This window comes from Streptomyces ardesiacus, assembly GCF_003112575.1.
GTDB classification, from domain to species: Bacteria; Actinomycetota; Actinomycetes; order Streptomycetales; family Streptomycetaceae; genus Streptomyces; species Streptomyces ardesiacus.
In genome coordinates this window covers 80811-99648 of the sequence record NZ_BEWC01000014.1, presented here as the reverse complement: position 1 = coordinate 99648, position 18838 = coordinate 80811, and the positions used below count along the sequence as shown (strand labels likewise).

The 18838-nt window shown below is 73.0% G+C and carries 13 protein-coding genes; 1 reads left to right on the top strand and 12 read right to left on the bottom strand.

Going from position 1 to position 18838, the window contains the following annotated elements; genetic code table 11:
* Positions 1-80 precede the first annotated feature (80 nt).
* From Sdi02f_RS34580 to Sdi02f_RS34540, 9 genes are all read right to left on the bottom strand, one after another.
* Positions 81-2402, bottom strand: coding sequence for a xanthine dehydrogenase family protein molybdopterin-binding subunit (locus tag Sdi02f_RS34580; protein WP_030402023.1), 2322 nt, complete (start codon positions 2400-2402; stop codon positions 81-83).
* Complete coding sequence (locus tag Sdi02f_RS36630; protein ID WP_245962278.1) at positions 2399-5188, bottom strand: 2Fe-2S iron-sulfur cluster-binding protein; 2790 nt, start codon at positions 5186-5188, stop codon at positions 2399-2401. The genes Sdi02f_RS34580 and Sdi02f_RS36630 overlap by 4 nt, the downstream gene beginning before the upstream one ends.
* Entirely contained in the window at positions 5185-6078 is an 894-nt protein-coding gene (locus Sdi02f_RS34570; protein WP_030402025.1) for an FAD binding domain-containing protein, read from the bottom strand. The genes Sdi02f_RS36630 and Sdi02f_RS34570 overlap by 4 nt, the downstream gene beginning before the upstream one ends.
* A gap of 275 nt (positions 6079-6353) precedes the next feature.
* The gene (locus Sdi02f_RS34565) at positions 6354-7967 is read right to left on the bottom strand and encodes a beta-N-acetylhexosaminidase (RefSeq protein WP_108934744.1); all 1614 of its coding nucleotides are present in this window, start codon (positions 7965-7967) and stop codon (positions 6354-6356) included.
* A gap of 1 nt (position 7968) precedes the next feature.
* The gene (locus Sdi02f_RS34560) at positions 7969-8814 is read right to left on the bottom strand and encodes a carbohydrate ABC transporter permease (protein WP_030402027.1); all 846 of its coding nucleotides are present in this window, start codon (positions 8812-8814) and stop codon (positions 7969-7971) included.
* Complete coding sequence (locus Sdi02f_RS34555; RefSeq protein WP_031084292.1) at positions 8811-9803, bottom strand: carbohydrate ABC transporter permease; 993 nt, start codon at positions 9801-9803, stop codon at positions 8811-8813. Before Sdi02f_RS34555 ends, Sdi02f_RS34560 begins: the two co-directional genes overlap by 4 nt.
* The gene (locus Sdi02f_RS34550; RefSeq protein ID WP_030402029.1) at positions 9800-11098 is read right to left on the bottom strand and encodes an extracellular solute-binding protein; all 1299 of its coding nucleotides are present in this window, start codon (positions 11096-11098) and stop codon (positions 9800-9802) included. The genes Sdi02f_RS34555 and Sdi02f_RS34550 overlap by 4 nt, the downstream gene beginning before the upstream one ends.
* Positions 11099-11329: 231 nt before the next feature.
* Complete coding sequence (locus Sdi02f_RS34545; RefSeq protein WP_030402030.1) at positions 11330-11614, bottom strand: DUF3039 domain-containing protein; 285 nt, start codon at positions 11612-11614, stop codon at positions 11330-11332.
* A 30-nt stretch (positions 11615-11644) separates the two neighbouring features.
* Complete coding sequence (locus tag Sdi02f_RS34540; protein WP_031184488.1) at positions 11645-12217, bottom strand: YqgE/AlgH family protein; 573 nt, start codon at positions 12215-12217, stop codon at positions 11645-11647.
* Positions 12218-12450: 233 nt separating this feature from the next.
* Here Sdi02f_RS34540 and murA point away from each other — a divergent pair, with 233 nt between their 5' ends.
* Positions 12451-13797 carry a UDP-N-acetylglucosamine 1-carboxyvinyltransferase gene (gene murA / locus Sdi02f_RS34535; RefSeq protein ID WP_030402032.1) on the top strand — a complete coding sequence of 449 codons (1347 nt, stop codon included), beginning with the start codon at positions 12451-12453 and terminating at the stop codon, positions 13795-13797.
* Positions 13798-13982: 185 nt separating this feature from the next.
* Here murA and Sdi02f_RS34530 read toward each other — a convergent pair whose 3' ends face one another.
* From Sdi02f_RS34530 to Sdi02f_RS34520, 3 genes are all read right to left on the bottom strand, one after another.
* Complete coding sequence (locus Sdi02f_RS34530; RefSeq protein ID WP_003950507.1) at positions 13983-14264, bottom strand: HU family DNA-binding protein; 282 nt, start codon at positions 14262-14264, stop codon at positions 13983-13985.
* A gap of 353 nt (positions 14265-14617) precedes the next feature.
* Positions 14618-16033: an NAD-dependent malic enzyme gene (locus tag Sdi02f_RS34525; RefSeq protein WP_030402033.1), complete on the bottom strand. Its 1416-nt coding sequence runs from the start codon at positions 16031-16033 to the stop codon at positions 14618-14620.
* A gap of 432 nt (positions 16034-16465) precedes the next feature.
* Positions 16466-18793 carry a HelD family protein gene (locus Sdi02f_RS34520; protein WP_031184487.1) on the bottom strand — a complete coding sequence of 776 codons (2328 nt, stop codon included), beginning with the start codon at positions 18791-18793 and terminating at the stop codon, positions 16466-16468.
* Positions 18794-18838 lie beyond the last annotated feature (45 nt).

Here is an 18838-nt window from a genome sequence, read left to right as displayed (position 1 = left end):
CGCTCCTGCGCACGGACCCCGTTCGCCACGTAGGACGCGTCCGGCCCCTCCCGCGTTGCCTCGCGCGCGCGGGCAGCGGTTCAGGTGCCCGTGGCCACCGCCGCCTGGGGGCGGATCGGGAGGCGGTTGACCGGGCGTCCCGTGGCCGCGCGTACGGCCGAGGCGACGGCCGCCGGGGAGGCCACCACCGGGACCGCGCTCACGGCCTTGGCACCGAAGGGGGCGACCACGTCGCGTTCCTCGACGAGCTTCACGATCCGGATGTCGGGGGTGTCGAGTGCCGTCGGCAGGGCGTAGCCGGTCAGGTCGGGGTGGCGGACGAGACCGCGCGGGGTGCGGAGGTTCTCCGTGAGCGCGATGCCGACGCCCTGGGTGACGCCCGCCTCGATACGGGCGGTGAGCTGGGCCGGGTTGAGGACGCGGCCCACGTCCTGGGCGACGGCCAGCTCCACGACCCGTACCGAGCCGATCTCGATGTCGACGTCGACCACCGCGCGGATGGCGCAGAAGGCCATGCCGACGAACGCGTCGCCCTGCCCGGCCTCGTCGAGCGGTTCGGTCGGGTGCGGGCGGCACTGCGCGGTGGCCCACAGTTCCTTGCCGTCCAGCGCCTCGGCGACCGTCGTCGACAGCACGCCGTCGTACGAGGTGATCTTGCCGTCGGCGATCTGGAGCAGCTCGGTGGACATGCCGAACTGGTGGGCCAGCGGCTGCAGGAGCTGGGTGCGGACCATCTTGGCCGCGCGTTCCACGGCGCCGCCCGACACCCAGGTGTGGCGGCCCCGGCAGCCGGCGCCGGCCGGGGGCTGGTCGGTGTCGACGGGGGCCACGTGGACCTCGTCGACACCCAGGGTCTCCTGCACGATCTGCCGGGCCAGGGTGGTGAAGCCCTGGCCGGTCTCGACGGCCGCGCACAGCACCGTCGCCACGCCGTCCTGGACCTTCACGGTGGCCGTGGAGACCTCGTCGGCGCCCTCGGCGCCCAGCATGTGCACCATGCCGATGCCGTAGCCCACGCCCCGGCGCACCGCGCCCGGTTCGCCCGCGCCCTCGGGGCCGCCGGGCAGCAGCCACTCGTCCTCGGGCGTGTCCTTGGGCAGGGCGGGCAGCGGGAAGTCGCGGACCGCCTGGAGGAGTTCGGCGACGGGCGCGGGGCACGTGACCGTCTGGCCGGTGGGGAGCACGTCGCCGGTGGCCATGACGTTGCGCAGCCGCACCTCGGCGGGGTCCAGGCCGAGCTTCTTGGCGATCTTGTCCATCTGCGCCTCGTACGCGGCGCACACCTGCATGGCGCCCTCGCCGCGCACGTGGCCGGAGGGCGGGTTGTTGGTGCGCACGGCCCAGCCCTCGATGAAGGCGTTGGGGACGACGTACGGGCCGCAGGCGAAGGCCACCGCGGCGGCCAGGGCGTCGGACGAGGTGTCCGCGTAGGCGCCCGCGTCGAGGAGGATCTGCGCCTCGACCTTCACGACCCGGCCCTCGGCGTCCGCGTGGTGGCGGTAGCGCAGGAGGGTGGGGTGGCGGTGGGTGTGTCCGAGGAAGGACTCCTCGCGCGTGGCGGTCAGTTTCACCGGGCAGCCGGTCTTCAGCGCGAGCAGGCCGAGCGGCAGTTGGAAGCCCTGGTCCTCGCGGTCGGCGGTGGCGCCCGGGACCCCGGTGACGACGATCTTCACCTGTTCGGGCGAGAGGCCGTAGCACGCGGCGGCGATGTCGCGGTCGCCGTGCGGGTCGGTGGAGGCCAGGTACAGCTCCACGCCGCCGTCGGGACGCGGTACGGCCAGACCCGCCTCGGCCCCTATGGGCGCCGGGTCCTGGCGGCCGATGCGGTACAGGCCCTCGACGACGATCTCGCCGGCCGCCTCCGGGTCGCCGTGGCGCAGCGGGATGTGCCGGATCAGGTTGCCGTCGGGGTGCAGGGGTTCGGCCTCGAAGGCCTGCTCCGGGTCGGTGACCGGGTCGAGCACCTCGTACTCGACGATGACGGCGGCGGCGGCCATCCGCGCGGTGTCCGGGTGGTCGGCGGCGACGGCGGCGAGGGGCTCGCCGTGGTGGCGTACGACCTCGGAGGCGAACACCGGGCGGTCGGCGCGGGCGCCGCGGCCGTGCAGCGGGGCGCCGGGCACGTCCTCGTGGGTGATGACGGCCCGTACGCCGGGCATCTCGCGCGCGTGGGTGGTGTCGATGGACACGATGCGCGCGTGCGGGTGCGGTGAGCGCAGCACGGCGGCCCACAGCAGGCCCTCGGCCCACAGGTCGGCGGCGTAGGGGAAGGTGCCCTCGGTCTTGGCGCGGGCGTCGGCGGGCGGCAGGGACGCGCCGAGGCCGTGCGGGATCGGCTCGGGGACGGGGGCGGCGGTCTCGGGGGTTCCCTCGGCCTCCGCAGTCGCGGCGTCGTTGCTCACGCGTGGCCTCCGTCCTGGCCGTGGTTGCCGTGGTCGCCGTAGGGCGGCCGGTCGTGCGGTCCGGTCGCGTCCTGCGCGTCCGGCGGTGGCTGGGGCTCGAACGCCGACGGGTGGACGCCGCCCGCGCCGGGACCGGCCTGGTGCGGGATGCGGGGCTCGTCGGCGTCGGCGCCGGTCTGCGCCTCGGCGTCGGCGTGCGCCTCGCGTTCGGCGACGACCTCCTTGACGGCCTCCAGGACGCCCCGGTAGCCGGAGCAGCGGCACAGGTTGCCGCACAGGGCCTGGCGGGCCTCCAGTTCGGTCGGGGCCGGGTTGCCCTCCAGGAGGTTGTGCACGGTCATCGCCATGCCGGGCACGCAGAACCCGCACTGCACGGCGCCGCGCCGGGCGAGCGCCCGCTGGACGTCCGAGGGCTGTCCGTCGGTGGCCAGGCCCTCGACGGTACGCACCTCGCTGCCGGCCGAGGTCACGGCCGGGACCAGGCAGGAGGCGACGAGCCGGCCGTCGACCTGCACGTTGCAGGCGCCGCACTCGCCCTGGGAGCAGCCGTCCTTGGCGCCCGCGAGGCCGAGCCGCTCGCGCAGCACGTACAGCAGCGACTCGCCGATCCAGGCGTCGGTGACGGGCCGGTCGGCACCGTTGACGCGCAGCACGTAGGAGGCGAGGGGGTGTTCCTCCTGCGGGCCGACGGGGGCGGGGGGCGGCCCGGCGGCGGGGGCGGCCTCGGGGCCGGCCGCGTCGGGCCGGGGCCCGTCCGGGCCGGTCCGGGGCTCCCGCGGGTCGCCGGCGGCGTCGGCCGCGCCCGCCTCCGCCGGGTCGGTCCCGTCACCGGCCGGGTCGGACGCGTCGGTTGCGGCTTCGCGGTGGTCGGCCGGGGCTTCGCGGTGGTCGGCCGGGGCTTCGCGGTGGTCGGCCGGGGCTTCGCGCCGCGGCCCTCCTCCGGCTTCCCGTCCGGGCTCGGGCGCCGGTTCGGACACCCGCTCCGGACCGGCCGCCGGCGCGGGAGCCGGCGCGGGAGCCGTCACGGGGCCGTCGGCGGCCTCCGGGCGGCTTCCGTCCCTCGCCTCCTCGGCGGGACCTGACGAGGGCTCTGCGGGGCCCTCAGAGGCCTCCTCGGCCCCCGTGCGCCCGTCGGTGACCGCCTCGGCGCCGCGGGCCGTCCCGGCGGCGGAGTCGTCTGCGGGTGGGCCGCCGGCGGGACCGCCAGGGGTGCCCACGCCGTCCGGACCGGTGGGGGCGGTCCCGTGCACGCCGTCGACGGAACGGGACGCGTACGGCCCCCCGTCGTGACCGGACCCGGCCGGGCCCTGTTCGGAACCGGACGGGGGCTCGACGTCGGCGGTGCCGGGGATGCCCGCACCGTGAGCGGAACCGGAGCCGCGCACGCCCTCGCCGGAACCGGCCGTGCGGGCGCCGTCGGCGGGACCGGACGCGTAAGCGTCACCTGCGGGCCCGTCCCCATGCGCACCGGCGTCGGCACCGTCACCGGGAGCCCGAACGCCGTCATCCGGGTCGGGCCCACTCGGACCGTCGACCGGTCCGGCCCCGTGGGGACCCGCGACGGAACCGGCCGCGTACGCGCCCCTGTCGGGACCCGACCCGTGCACAGCCTCGGCGGAAAGCGGCCCGTGCGGACCCCTGTCGGCACCGGCCGCGTACGCACCACCGTCAGGCCCGGACCCGTCCGGACCCCCGGCGGCACGCGACCCAGGCACCCCTCCCGCGGGCTCGGCCCCGTACCGGCCCCCGTCGGGGCCCGTCCCGTGCACTCCCTCGGCGGAACCGGGGCCGCCGTGCGAGCCCTCGGCCGGACCCGGCGCGTACCGGCCCCCGTCGGAACCGGACCCGTCCGGGCCGCCCGCGGGACCGGGCCCGTGCAGACTCTCGGGGTGGCCGGGCTCCTGCCCGCCACCGGCGGGGCCGGGCCCCTGCGGGACGCCCTCGGGGCGTTCCTCGACGGACGGTACGGGTGGGGTCGTGCTCCCGGGCCACGGCGTCCCGGCGGGCCGGGTCCCCGGGGACCGTTCGTCGGTGTCCGGCGTGCCCTCCTGCCGGTGCTCGCCCCACGGCTGGCCCGCGGACTGTGCCGCCCAGGGGGCGGGGGCGCCGCCGGGGAGGGTGGCGGGTGCGCCGGTGCCCCACTGCTCGGCCAGGGACGACGCGGTGAACTCGCCCGACTCGTCCGGCAGGTCGCCGCCGGCGACGGGGATGGACCACTGCCCGGTCACGTCCTGGCCCGGCGCGGGCGGAGCCGCCGCCGGGTCCGGCTCGGGCTGCGGGAAGTCCCACGGTCCGGTGGGCCCGGGCTGGAAGGCGAACCGGTCGTCGTGCCCGGTGTGCGCGGCGTGCCCGGTGTGCGCGCCGTAGGGCGCCGCCCCGCCGTACGGGTCGTGGTGCGCGGCGTAGTCGTCGTACCCCTGGTGGCCGGCGGGGTCCTGCCCGGCCTCCGGGGTCTGCCACTGGGTGCCGTCCACCGGTGCGGAAGGCATCGCCCAGGAACCGGTGGCGGCCGGGTCGGTGCCCGCGGTGGTGGCGGGCGCGACGGTGATCTGCGGCGGCACGTAGCCGTGTCCGGGCGCGGCGAGCGGGCTGTCGGAGGAGGCGAAGAGCGCGTCCACCCCGCCCTCGGGGAGCTTCACGAAGGCGGTGGCGCCGTCGTCGTACTCGCCCTGGGGCAGCGGGTCCCAGCGTCCGCCGCTCGGCGGCGTGCCGCCGGTGTGCCGGTCCCCGTAGTCGCGGTCCCCGTACTCGTCGCCGTATTCGTCGCCATGCCGGTCGTCGGTCACGACAGCGCCCTCCCCAGTGCTCGTCGGGCCAGCGCGGCGACGGTGCGCCGCAGGTGCAGTACGGCGGGCGGCAGCGGCGGCACGGTGCCGTCCTCGGCCGGCGCCTCGTCGGGGATGCAGGCCGCGGCGACGTACTCGCCGAAGCCGTGCAGCGCCTCCGGGACGATGGCGCGGCCGTTGTCCCAGTCGATGAGCGAGGCCACCCACTGCTCGGCCTCCAGCGGCCGCAGGGGCATCGGCGCGATGGCGCCCACGGCGCAGCGCACGCCGCGCCGGGCCGGGTCGAGGACCAGCGCCACGGAGGCCGTCGCGCGGCCGGGGCCGGTGCGGCCGGTCGCCTTCAGGAAGACCTGCGGCGCGTGCAGCAGCGGCACGCGCACGTAGCCGATCAGCTCCCCCGCACGGAGCATCTCCATGCCCGCCAGCAGGTGCGAGACCGGCACTTCGCGCCGGGCGCCGTCCGGGCCCGCGATGATCAGCGTCGCCTCCAGGGCGGCCAGCACCGGCAGCGCGTCCCCCGTGGGGGCGGCCGAGGCGATGTTGCCGCCCAGGGTGCCCGCGTTGCGGATCTGCGGCGGTCCGGCCGCGCGCGCGGCGGCGGCGAGCGCCGGGATGAGCGCGGCGAAGTCGGGGCGGCCCATACGGGCGTGGGTGAGGCCCGCGCCGAGCAGCGCGTGCCCGTCCTGGTACTGCCACCCGCGGATCTCGCTGATCCGGCCGAGGCCCACCAGCGCGGCGGGCCTGAGCTGGCCGGAGTTGACGGCCGCCATCAGGTCGGTGCCGCCCGCGACCGGAACGGCCGCGGGCATCGCGGCGAGCGCCGCCACGGCCTCGTCGAGTGTCGTGGGCAGCGTGACGGCCTGCGCCGCCTGCGGTGCGTGCGTGGTCAACCCGACTGCCCCTTCCCGCTGTCCCACCTGGTCCCGCCCATGTGGCCGTACGGTACGGCCTGACAGGGCGGACGTGGCAACTCTGGCACATCTTCGCAGGGCCCGAACGCAGGGGTCCGCTAGGAGGCATTCGCCCACCTCGTCGGGGAGATGGTCCGTTTTCACGCGACATCTCCGGCAATCGGAGTTACGTACGGTGCGCGCGAGTTGCCACTCTTCGGTGACGTTTAGGGGCGTTTCCCTTCCGTGTTCACTCGGTACGTCCGCTCAGGTGCTCACTTGTTCGGCGGCGGGCCGTCGATCGGGCGGCCGAGCACGCCGGGCCGGCGCTGCCAGGGCAGCGGACCGGCGGGCGGACGGTAGGCGACGCCCAGGGCGTCCAGGCGCCGGTAGTGCGTGGCCATCCGCCGCTCGAAGGCGGCGTAGTCCCGGTCGGCCGGGGCCGGCAGGGCGCTCCAGGCGACCTCGGCGAAGGCGGCGAGCCTCGGGAACACCTGGTAGTCCACGCGCCCCTGGTTCTCCATCACCTCGGTCCACACGTTCGCCTGGGTGCCGATCACGTGTCCGGACTCGTCCGGCGTCAGTTCGGCGGGAACCGGCTCGAACCGGTAGACGTCCTCCAGGGTGCGCACGAACCCGATCGGGACGGGTTCGTCCTCGCCCGGGGCCTGCCGGTGGTCCAGGTACACCTGCTGTTCGGGACACATCACGACGTCGTGTCCCGCCCGCGCGGCGGCGACCCCGCCGGCGTAGCCGCGCCAGGACGCCACGGCCGCGCCCTTGGCCAGTCCGCCCTCCAGGATCTCGTCCCAGCCGATGAGCCGGCGCCCGCGTTCGGTGAGCCAGGTGTCGAAGTGCTGGATGATCCAGGCCTGGAGTTCGTCCTCGTCGGCCAGGGCGAGTTCCTCGATGCGCGCCTGCGCGGTGGCCGAACGCCGCCACTGTTCCTTCGGGCATTCGTCGCCGCCGATGTGGACGAACTCCGAGGGGAAAAGCTCCAGCAGTTCCTCGAACACTCCCTCGTAGAAGCGGAGCACGGTCTCGGTGGGCGCGAGTACGTTCGGGGAGACGCCCCAGGTGTCCCAGACGGAGAGGGCGGTGGTGTCGATCACGTCCGTGTTGCCGAGTTCGGGATACGCGGCGATGGCGGCCTGCGAGTGTCCGGGTACGTCGATTTCCGGGACGACGGTGATGTGCCGTTCGGCGGCGTAGGCGACGATCTCCCGGATGTCGTCCTGGGTGTAGTAACCGCCGTGGGGTTTGTCCTCCCACAGCGGCGACGCCCGGTGGCCGTATTTCGTGCGCGAACGCCAGGCGCCGGTCTCGGTGAGCTTCGGGTGGCGCGTGATCTCGACGCGCCAGCCCTGGTCGTCCGTCAGGTGGAAGTGCAGGACGTTGAGTTTGTGCGCGGCCATCAGGTCCAGGTAGCGCAGGACGCCGTCCTTGGGCATGAAGTGCCGGGCGACGTCCAGCATCAGGCCCCGCCAGCGGAAGCGGGGCGCGTCCTCGACGCGGACCAGCGGCAGCCGCCAGTGCCGCTCGGGCAGCGGGGCCCGCCGGAAGGCGTCCGGGCCGAGCAGCTGGCGCAGGGTCTGGGCGCCCCAGAAGAGGCCGGCCGCGTCACCGCCGGTGAGGTGCACGCCCTCCGGCGCGACGTCGAGGCGGTAGCCCTCCGCGGGCAGAGCGGGGTCGAGGTCGAGCCGGACGACGCCGCCGCCGCCCGGCGTCGGTGCCAGCGGCAGGCCGGTGGCGGCGCCCAGCGTGGCGCGCAGCCAGCGCTCGGTGCGCCCGGTGCCTTCGCCGGCCACCAGAGCGGTGTCCGGGCCGAGGTCGAAGAAGGCGTCCTCCTGGGACGAGAGGTGCTGTGGCAGGGGGAGAACGTCGGTCACGTCAGTCCTTTACCGCTCCGCCGAGGCCGGAGACGAGTCGTCGTTGTACGAGTACGAAGAAGACCAGCACCGGAATCGTCATCACCGTGGACGCGGCCATGACGCCGCCCCAGTCGGGATCGTCCGGCTTGTAGAAGACCAGCAGCGCCATCGGCAGCGTCGACTGGGAGGTGTCGCTGATGATGAACGACTTGGCGAACAGGAAGTCGTTCCAGGTCGAGATGAAGGAGAAGACGCTGGTGGCCACCAGCCCCGGGAAGACCAGCGGGAAAAGGATCTGCCAGAGAAAGCGGCTCCGGCTCGCCCCGTCGATGTGGGCGGCCTCCTCCAGGGCCTCCGGCACGGCTTTCACGAAGCCCCGCAGCATCCAGATCGCGAAGGGCAGCGAGAAGGCGATGTGGGGCAGGATCAGCGAACCCAGCGTGTTCAGCTGGCCGAAGTCCCGCATGAGGAAGAAGAGCGGGATGGTGAGCGCCTCCACGGGCACCATCTGGGCCACCAGGAACATGATCAGCAGGGTGGTCCGGAAACGGAACCGGAAACGCGTCACGGCTGTCGCCGCGAGGAACGCGATCAGCGCCGAGGCGATCACGACGGAGCCCGCCACGATCAGGCTGTTGAGAAAGTAACGGCCGAATTCCTGCTGTTCGAAGACGCGCCGGAAGGAATCCAGCGTGGGGGTGAGCGTCCAGGGCCGGGGCTCGCTCGACTCGATCTCCCCGGCCGGTTTGAAGGCGCTCAGCACCATCCAGTACAGCGGAAAGGCGACCACGACGGCGATCAGCAGCGCGGACGCCTCGGCCGCGAGCCGCCACGGACGGCGCACACGCGCGCGCGGAAGATTCACAGCTCCTCCCCCTGGCGGCGCAGCAGCCGCAGGTAGACCAGCGTCACGGCGAGAAGGATCAGCAGCATGACGACACCGATCGCGGAGCCGAGGCTGTACTGCGAGGACGCGAAGGCCTTCTGGTAGGCGTAGACGTTGAGCACGAGGTTCTGGCCGGCGATGCCGCCGCCGTTGGTCATGACGTAGATCTGCGTGAAGACCTTGAAGTCCCAGATGACCGACTGGATGGTGACGACCGTCAGGATCGGCCGGAGCATCGGCGCGAGCACCGACCGCCAGATCCGCCACTGGGACGCCCCGTCGAGCGCGGCGGCCTCCAGCACCTCGGCGGGCACGGCGCGGATCCCGGCGTAGACGGTCACCATGACGAACGGGAAGGAGCACCAGACCACTTCGAGCAGCACGAGCAGGAAGGCGCTGTAACGCCCGTACGTCCACGAGTGGTCGCCGAGGCCCAGCATCCGGTTGACGGGCCCGAAGTCCGGGTCGAACAGCAGCAGCCACACCGTCGACCCGGTGACCGCCGGGGTCGCCCACGCGCCCAGCCCCGCCAGCATCAACGCCAGCCGCGGCAGGGCCCGCACGCGGGTGAGCAGCACGGCGAGCGCACAGCCGACCGCCAGCGTCGAGACGACACAGGCGGCGGCGAACACGACGGTGGCGAGCAGCACCCGCCAGAACTCCCCGTCCCCGAACAGCTCGGCATAGTTCCCGAACCCTTGGAAGGTCGTCGGCTCCCCGCCACTGACCTGGGCCTGCGTGTACTCGAGGAAGGAGATCAGCCCGAGCTGGTAGACGGGGTAGACCAGCAGCCCGCCGAGGACGACGAGAGCGGGGGCGAGGTATATCCAGGGGGTGGCGGAGGAGCGCCCGAAGGGGCGCGGGGCCGTACGGGATGTGCGGCTGCCGCCGCGTGGGCGCGAGGAACCACGACGATCCCGCACCGGCCCGCGGACCACGCCCCCCGGGCTCACAGGCGAACCCGTCATCCGGCGGAACCGAACGCGTCGTCCATCTTCTTCGCCGCGTCCCCGGCGGCAGCGCCCACGTCCTTCTTGCCGCTCACCACCTCCTGGAACATCGTCGGCAGCACCTGCGAGGAGTCGATCGTCGCCCACGCGGGAGACGCCGGGACGAACTTCGTGCCGGCGGCGAGCGTGTCGACGAACGGCTTCACGAACGGCTCCTTCGCCGCGACCTGCTGCCGTACGTCCGTGTAGGTCGGCAGGAAGCCCATCGCGTCGAACAGGTCGCCCTGCGCCTTCTTGGACGCGAGCCGCTTCATCAGGTCGACGGCGAGGGTGCGGTGGGAGGTGCTCTTGAGGACGCCGATGTTGTTGCCGCCCGCGAAGGCGGGGGCTATGGAGCCGGACTCGACGCCGGGCAGCGGCACGACCGCGTACTTGCCCTTCACCTGGCCGGCCTCCACGGCCTGGTGGCTGAAGTCGCCGCCGATGGCCATGGCCGCCTTGCCGGACGCGAAGGCGGTGACGGTGTCGTTGCCGCCCATGCCGGCGCACTTGGCGGCAGGACAGTTGTCGTCCCCGAACAGGGAGGTGTAGGCCTTGATGCCCTTCTGGGCGGCGGCGCCGTCGATCGCGGAGGCGTACGAACCGCCCTTGCCCGCGGCGAGTTCACCGCCGTTGGCCCAGATGAAGGGCATCGCGCCGTAGGTGTAGGCGCCGCCGACCGCGATGCCGTACAGACCGGGCTTCGCGGCGCGCACCTGCTTGGCGGTGGCGGCCAGTTCGTCCAGCGACTTGGGGGGCTTGAGGCCCAGTTCGCCGAAGACGTCGGTGCGGTAGTACAGGGCGCGGACGCCGACGAAGTAGGGGGCGCCGTAGACCTTTCCGTCCACGGTGACGGACTGGCGGGCGGTGGGGTCGGCGTCCTTGGCCTCGTCCCAGGCGGCGAAGTCCTCGGTCACGTCGGCGAGTCCGCCGTCCTTGACGTATCCGGCGGTGTCGGTGTTGCCGAACTCGATGACGTCGGGGGCGCTCTTCGGGTCGTTGAAGGCGGCCTTGATGCGCTGGGCGCGGGTCTCGACCGGGATGTACTCCACGGTGACCTCGGTGTCCTCGTGCGCCTTGCGGAAGCCGGCGAGGACCGCGTCGACGACCTTCTCCTTCGGCTTGTTGTTGACCTCCTGGAACAGCCAGACGCGCAGTGTGCCGCTCTTCTCGTCCTTGCCGGAGGAGGAGTTGTCGGACGTCTGGGGTGCGCAGGCGGTCGCGGCGACGACGGCCGCGGCCAGCAGTACGGCCAAGCGGGGGGCGAGCTTCATGGAGTCTTTCCTCCGGACGTGCGTTGCAACATATGCAATGACGGTTTCGCTCTGCACAACACCCAGGAGCGTAGGGAGACATGAACCCGTTCACAAGAGGTCTGAACCAGTTCGTAAACCTCTTGTTCATCAGCCGTGACGCACGAAGGCCCCCGGAGTGCGCGCGGGCACACTCCGGGGGCCTTCGGGAAGGTCTGCGAGATCTCCGACGGCGGCGGCGCTACCGGCCGCCTACTTCTTGTCGCCGCCCTTGCCCTCGTCCCCGCCGCCGCTCATGGACTCGTAGATCTCCTTGCACATGGGGCAGACGGGATACTTCTTCGGGTCGCGGCCCGGTACCCAGACCTTGCCGCACAGCGCCACGACGGGGGTGCCGTCGAGGGCACTCGCCATGATCTTGTCCTTCTGGACGTAATGCGCGAAGCGCTCGTGGTCGCCGTCGCCGTGGGACGTCTGCGGCGTCGGCTCGACGAGGGTTCCCGTACCTGTCCCGCGCTCGGGCTCGAGAGTGCTCATAACCGCCAAGGGTACTGAAGCTCACACGCTTCAGTTGAGCGACGGGTCGTCCGGGTACGTCGCCACCATCGCCAGGTCGCCGCGCTGGCGGCGCAGCACCTCGCGCCAGAGTCTCTCGGGGAACGGCGAGGAGACGTCGCCGGGCTCGGACTCCACCACGTACCAGGCGCCCTCGGTCAGCTCGTCCTCGAGCTGACCGGGCCCCCAGCCCGCGTACCCGGCGAAGATGCGCAGGGCGCCCACGGCGGACGCCAGCAGCTCCGGCGGGGCCTCCAGGTCCACGAGACCGATCGCGCCGTGCACCCGGCGCCAGCCCAGCGGCGCCCGCTCACCCGCCGCCCCGCCGGGGACGACGGCGACGCCCAGGGCCGAGTCCAGCGAGACCGGTCCGCCCTGGAAGACGACGCCCGGTTCGCCGGCCAGGTCTGCCCAGTCCTCCAGGATGTCGCCCACGTCGACCGGTGTGGGACGGTTCAGGACGACACCGAGGGAGCCCTCCTCGTCGTGGTCGAGGAGGAGCACCACCGCACGCTCGAAGTTCGGGTCCGCCAGGGCGGGCGTTGCCACGAGCAGCCGCCCCGTGAGCGAGGACACCTCGGTCATGCCAGACATGATCCCGCATGTTCCCCCTCCGTGGGGAGGCAATCGGAGGCACGGGGGTGAACACGCACCCGCGCACGCCCCGGGATCGTGACCCGGCGTACGCGCCGATGAACACCGCGTGTTGTGACAAATCCATGACGTTGTCCGACCGTGCGGGGGCGCGTGGAAGGGGGGTACAAGACGATTACCCTTTCCCTTCTGGCCCCTGCCCAACCCCACGGAACGCGAGATTCATGACCGTCAACGGCGCTGATGACGTACTGCTTGTCCACGGCGGGACCCCGCTGGAGGGCGAGATCCGGGTCCGCGGTGCGAAGAACCTCGTGCCGAAGGCGATGGTGGCGGCCCTGCTGGGCAGCGCGCCGAGCCGGCTGCGCAACGTGCCGGACATCCGCGACGTGCGGGTCGTACGCGGACTGCTGCAACTGCACGGGGTGACCGTCCGTCCGGGCGAGGAGCCCGGCGAGCTGGTCATGGACCCGACCCATGTGGAGAGCGCGAACGTCGCCGACATCGACGCCCACGCGGGCTCGTCGCGCATCCCGATCCTGTTCTGCGGCCCGCTGCTGCACCGCCTCGGCCACGCCTTCATCCCGGGCCTGGGCGGCTGCGACATCGGCGGCCGGCCCATCGACTTCCACTTCGACGTGCTGCGGCAGTTCGGCGCGCGGATCGAGAAGCGGGCGGACGGCCAGTACCTGGAGGCCCCGCAGCGGCTGCGCGGCACGAAGATCCGGCTGCCGTACCCGTCGGTCGGCGCGACCGAGCAGGTGCTGCTGACGGCCGTGCTCGCCGAGGGCGTCACGGAGCTGTCCAACGCGGCCGTGGAGCCCGAGATCGAGGACCTGATCTGCGTCCTGCAGAAAATGGGCGCGATCATCGCCATGGACACCGACCGCACGATCCGCGTCACCGGCGTGGACGAGCTGGGCGGCTACACCCACCGGGCCCTCTCGGACCGCCTGGAGGCCGCCTCCTGGGCCTCCGCGGCGCTGGCCACCGAGGGCAACGTCTACGTCCGCGGCGCCCAGCAGCGCTCGATGATGACGTTCCTGAACACCTTCCGGAAGGTGGGCGGGGCCTTCGAGATCGACGACGAGGGCATCCGCTTCTGGCACCCGGGCGGCCGGCTGAAGTCCATCGCCCTGGAGACGGACGTGCACCCCGGCTTCCAGACGGACTGGCAGCAGCCCCTGGTGGTCGCCCTGACGCAGGCCACGGGCCTGTCCATCGTCCACGAGACGGTCTACGAGTCCCGGCTGGGCTTCACCTCGGCGCTCAACCAGATGGGCGCCCACATCCAGCTCTACCGCGAGTGCCTGGGCGGCTCGGACTGCCGCTTCGGCCAGCGCAACTTCCTGCACTCGGCCGTCGTCTCCGGACCGACCAAGCTGGAGGGCGCCGACCTGGTCATCCCCGACCTGCGCGGCGGCTTCTCGTACCTGATCGCCGCCCTCGCGGCCCAGGGCACCTCCCGGGTCCACGGCATCGACCTGATCAACCGCGGCTACGAGAACTTCATGGACAAGCTCGTCGAGCTCGGCGCGAAGGTGGAGCTCCCGGGCAAGGCCCTGGGCTAGTCACCCGCGAACACGCCGATGGGGCGGTCACCCGAGTCCGGGTGACCGCCCCATCGGCGTCGAGTGGAGCGCCCCCGAAGGGGCGCGGGGACTGTGCGACCGGCCACGGACACACCCGCGGCCGCTCACGGCCCGCAAGCGGAACGAACGGCCCGCGCAGTCACCCGGCGCTCACGGCGGAGCGCCTACTTGCCCTTGGCGGCTTCCTTCAGCTTGGAGCCCGCCGAGACCTTGACGCTGTAGCCGGCCGGAATCTGGATCGGCTCGCCGGTCTGCGGGTTGCGGGCGGTGCGAGCGGCACGGTGGGTGCGCTCGAAGGTCAGGAAGCCGGGGATGGTGACCTTCTCGTCGCCCTTGGAGACGATGTCGCCGACAACCTCGGCGAACGCGGCCAGCACGGCGTCGGCGTCCTTGCGGGTCACCTCGGCGCGGTCGGCCAGCGCGGCCACCAGCTCACTGCGGTTCATGTTGTTACTCCCGTGTTCTTCTTGCCGTTGAGGCGTGCCACGCGGCGGAGCCGCATGTTGGGCACAGCGATGCCGATGCTGCCAGGGCCCTCTGACAGTCCCCGGACCCGGGTCGGTCGTCGGACCCTCGCGCCCAGGGAGGCATCCTGCCTCCACCTGCGGCGGTAAAGCCAATCCGGCACCCCCAGGTGGTCGTGAGAGCACCCTGGGGAGTCACACGCCGAGAGGGCCTGAGCCTTGCGCAACCCTAGAGGGCGATCCGAGGCCCGACATCCCGCGACGCGCCGGAGTGTCGGCCCGCCGTGGTGATCCTCGCCACCGCGGCGGGGGCCGACCGCCCGGGCCCGGGGAGCCTACGCGACCACTCCGGCGGCCTTCGCCGCCTCCCGCACGGCGCCCGCGACGGCACCGGCGACCTTGTCGTTGAAGACGCTGGGGATGACGTAGTTCGGGTTGAGCTCGTCCTCGGTCACCACGTCCGCGAGGGCGTGCGCGGCGGCCAGCATCATCTCGGTGTTCACGGTGCGGGACTGGGCGTCGAGCAGGCCGCGGAACACACCGGGGAAGACCAGGACGTTGTTGATCTGGTTCGGGAAGTCGGAGCGGCCCGTGGCGACGACCGCCGCCGTCTCGCGGGCGACCGCCGGATCCACCTCGGGGTCCGGGTTCGCGAGCGCGAACACGATCGCGCCGTCGGCCATGGCGGCCACGTCCGCGCCGTCGAGGACGTTGGGGGCGGAGACGCCGATGAAGACGTCCGCGCCGTGCACGGCCTCCTTCAGGGTGCCGGTGAGGCCCTCGGGGTTGGTGTTGTCGGCGATCCAGCGCAGCGCCGACTCCGGGGCGGCGTCGACCAGGTCGGCGCGGCCGGCGTGCACGACGCCGTGGATGTCGGCGACGACGGCGTTCTTGACGCCCGCGGCCAGCAGCAGCTTCAGGATGGCCGTGCCGGCCGCGCCGGCACCGGACATGACGACCCGTACGTTCTCGATCGGCTTCTCCACCACGCGCAGGGCGTTGGTCAGCGCGGCGAGGACGACGATGGCGGTGCCGTGCTGGTCGTCGTGGAAGACCGGGATGTCCAGGGCCTCGCGCAGCCGGGCCTCGATCTCGAAGCAGCGGGGCGCGGAGATGTCCTCCAGGTTGATGCCCGCGAAGCCGGGGGCGATGGCCTTGACGATCTCGACGATCGCGTCGGTGTCCTGGGTGTCCAGGCACAGCGGCCAGGCGTCGATGCCGGCGAACCGCTTGAAGAGGGCCGCCTTGCCCTCCATCACCGGCAGCGCGGCCTTCGGGCCGATGTTGCCGAGGCCGAGGACGGCGGAGCCGTCCGTCACGACCGCAACGGAGTTCCGCTTGATGGTCAGGCGGCGGGCGTCCTCGGGGTTCTCGGCGATCGCCATGCAGACGCGGGCCACGCCCGGCGTGTAGACCATGGACAGGTCGTCGCGGTTGCGGATGGGGTGCTTGGACGCCATCTCGATCTTGCCGCCGAGGTGCATGAGGAACGTACGGTCCGAGACCTTGCCCAGGCTGACGCCCTCGATGCCGCGCAGCTTCTCCACGATCTCCTCGGCGTGGGAGGTCGAGCCTGCCGCGATGGTGACGTCGATGCGGAGCTTGTCGTGCCCGGAGGCCGTGACGTCGAGGCCGGTGACCGAGCCGCCGGCGGACTCCACCGCGGTGGTGAGCTGCGAGACGGCGGTTCCGCCCGCGGGCACCTCCAGTCGGACCGTCATCGAGTAGGAGACGCTGGGCGCCGTTGCCATGGCCGACTTCCTCTGCTTTCACCGTGTAACTGGGTTGTGCCGTCCGATCGTCGCACCTACCACCGAGTACGCGGTAGCCGCCCCGGATTGCGAACTTTTTGTTCGCTCCGATTTCGGAAAACGACTTCCACCATACGAGAATCAGCCCGTCGGGGGAAGGGGTCACCGGGAGCGTCCGCCCCGACGTGCCCCGGCGGCGGCAGGAACCCGCGGGACGGGAATTGTCTTGCGGGGATCGTTTGTTACCTTGGACGTGGCACCGGCCCGATCCAAGCCCCCGGGCCCAACCTTCGTCGCTACGAGCGACCACTTGCCGCGAGGCGAGCATGGCGGGTCGGTGTCACTTAGACGAAGATCGGTTCCACGTGAACGAAGACGAGAGGCCCGCGCCGTCCGACGGCGCGGGCCTCTCGTGTGCCCGGGTGCGCTCCCTCAGTCCCGCAGCAGGTCCGGCACCCCCGAGGCGTCCGGCTCGTCCCGCTCGCAGGAGACGACCGTGAGCTGCTGGGTGGCCCGGGTCAGGGCGACGTACAGCACGCGCAGTCCGGCGGGCGACTCGTCGGCGATCTCGGCCGGGGAGACGACGACCGTGGCGTCGTACTCCAGGCCCTTGGCCTCCAGGCTGCCCAGCGCCACCACGCGGTCGCCGAGCCCGGCCAGCCAGCGCCGGGCCTCCTCGCGCCGGTTCATGGCGACCACGACGCCGACGGTGCCGTCCACGAGACCGAGCAGCCGGGCCGCCTCCGCCCGTACCGTCTCGGCGAGGGTGTCCGCCACCACCGCGAAGCGCGGTTCCACGCCGGTCGAGCGCACGGCCGACGGGGACGGGGACCCGGGCATGGCGAGGGCCAGGACCTTGGCCGCCAGCTCGGCGATCTCGGCCGGGTTGCGGTAGTTCACGGTCAGCTCGAAGCGGCGGCGCGGGCGGGCGCCGAGGGCCTCGTCACGGGCGGCGGCGGCCTCGTCGGGATCGGACCAGGAGGACTGGGCCGGGTCGCCGACCACCGTCCAGGTCGCGTGCCGGCCGCGGCGGCCGACCATCCGCCACTGCATCGGCGTGAGGTCCTGGGCCTCGTCGACGATGACGTGGGCGTACTCGGTGCGCTCCTGGGCGAGGCGCTCGGCGCGCTCCCACTGGGTCTCCTCGCGCTGCGGCATCAGCTCCTCCAGGCCGGTGAGCTGGTCCAGCGGGTCCTGCTCGCGCCGCTTGCGGGGGCGGGCCGGGGTCCCGACGATCGCCTGGAGCTCGTCGAGCAGGGCGATGTCGTGCACGGAGTGGCCCTCGCGCCGCAGCGACCGGGCCACCTTGCGGACCTCGCCCCCGTTCAGCACCCGCCGGGCCCAGCGGCCCAGGCGCCGCTCGTCCGCCATGGCGGCCAGCACGGCACCCGGGGTCAGCTCCGGCCACCAGGCGTCCAGGAAGGCGAGGAAGGAGTCCTCCGAGCTGACGTCCTCGTCGAAGGAGGAACGCAGCTCGGCGGCCAGCTCGGGGTCGGTGTGCCGGGCGGCGGCGCCCGACTTGTGCCACAGGGCGTCCAGGAGCAGGCGGCGGGCGCGGGGGCGCAGCAGGTTGACGGGCGCGGTGCCGCCGAGGACGGTGCGGCGGATGCCGGCCAGTTCCTCGGCCTCCAGTTCGAGCCGGCGGCCGAAGGCCACGACCCTGAGCAGGGTCGGCGAGCCCGCCGGCTCCAGCGCCCCGCGCGCGGCCTTGCGCAGCACCCGCAGCATGCGCGAGGAGCCCTTGACGCGGGCGGTGGCCGGGGAGTCGTACAGCGTGGCCTCCGCGCCGTCGACCAGGGAGCCGATCGCGCGGATGGCGACCTGCCCCTCCTCGCCGAGCGAGGGCAGCACGCCCTCGGTGTACGCCACCAGCAGCGGCGTCGGCGAGACGATCAGGATGCCGCCCGCGTACCGGCGCCGGTCCTGGTAGAGCAGGTACGCCGCGCGGTGCAGCGCGACGGCGGTCTTGCCGGTGCCGGGGCCGCCCTCGACGTAGGTCACGGAGGCGGCGGGGGCGCGGATCACCTGGTCCTGCTCGGCCTGGATGGAGGCCACGATGTCCCGCATGGAGTGCGTACGGGCCTGGCCCAGGGCGGCCATCAGGGCGCCGTCGCCGACGACGGCCAGCTCCTCGCCGTTCAGGCGGGCCGTGATCTCGGGCCGCATCAGGTCGTCCTCGACGCCGAGGACCCGCCGTCCCTTGGAGCGGATCACCCGGCGGCGCACCACCCGGCCCGGGTCGACGGGCGTGGACCGGTAGAAGGGGGCGGCGGCGGGGGCCCGCCAGTCGATGACCAGCGGGGCGTAGTCCTCGTCGAGGACGCCGATGCGGCCGATGTGCAGGGTCTCCGCGATGTCGGCCGTGCCGTCGGGCCTGAGGGCGCCCTCGGCGGGCTCGACCGCGGTGTAGGCGCCGTCGGGGCCCTTCTTGCCGTCCTTGCCGAGGAGCAGGTCGATGCGGCCGAAGAGGAAGTCCTCGAACTCGTTGTTCAGGCGGTTGAGGTGGATGCCGGCCCGGAAGACCTGCGCGTCGCGCTCGGCCAGGGCGCCGGGCGTGCCGACGTGGCCGCGCTGGGCGGCGTCGTGCATGAGGAACTCCGCCTCGTGGATCTTCTCCTCGAGGCGTCGGTACACGTGGTCCAGGTGCGCCTGTTCCACGCCGATCTCGCGGTCCCGTACGGAGTCCTCCCGCGCGGGGTCCTCGCGAACGGAGTCCTGCTCCGAGTCGACCGCTGATTCCTGTTGAGCCTGTGCGGCCACCGGGCCCCCTTCTGACGTGCTGGGCAGCCGTCAAAAATACGCGAA

What these genes read in the sequence shown, in the direction of transcription:
- Sdi02f_RS34555 (WP_031084292.1), bottom strand. Translation starts at nt 9,803, where the DNA reads ATGACGGGTTCGCCTGTGAGCCCGGGGGGCGTGGTCCGCGGGCCGGTG.
- Sdi02f_RS34525 (WP_030402033.1), bottom strand. Translation starts at nt 16,033, where the DNA reads ATGGCAACGGCGCCCAGCGTCTCCTACTCGATGACGGTCCGACTGGAG.
- Sdi02f_RS34530 (WP_003950507.1), bottom strand. Translation starts at nt 14,264, where the DNA reads ATGAACCGCAGTGAGCTGGTGGCCGCGCTGGCCGACCGCGCCGAGGTG.
- murA (WP_030402032.1), top strand. Translation starts at nt 12,451, where the DNA reads ATGACCGTCAACGGCGCTGATGACGTACTGCTTGTCCACGGCGGGACC.
- Sdi02f_RS34545 (WP_030402030.1), bottom strand. Translation starts at nt 11,614, where the DNA reads ATGAGCACTCTCGAGCCCGAGCGCGGGACAGGTACGGGAACCCTCGTC.
- Sdi02f_RS34550 (WP_030402029.1), bottom strand. Translation starts at nt 11,098, where the DNA reads ATGAAGCTCGCCCCCCGCTTGGCCGTACTGCTGGCCGCGGCCGTCGTC.
- Sdi02f_RS34540 (WP_031184488.1), bottom strand. Translation starts at nt 12,217, where the DNA reads ATGACCGAGGTGTCCTCGCTCACGGGGCGGCTGCTCGTGGCAACGCCC.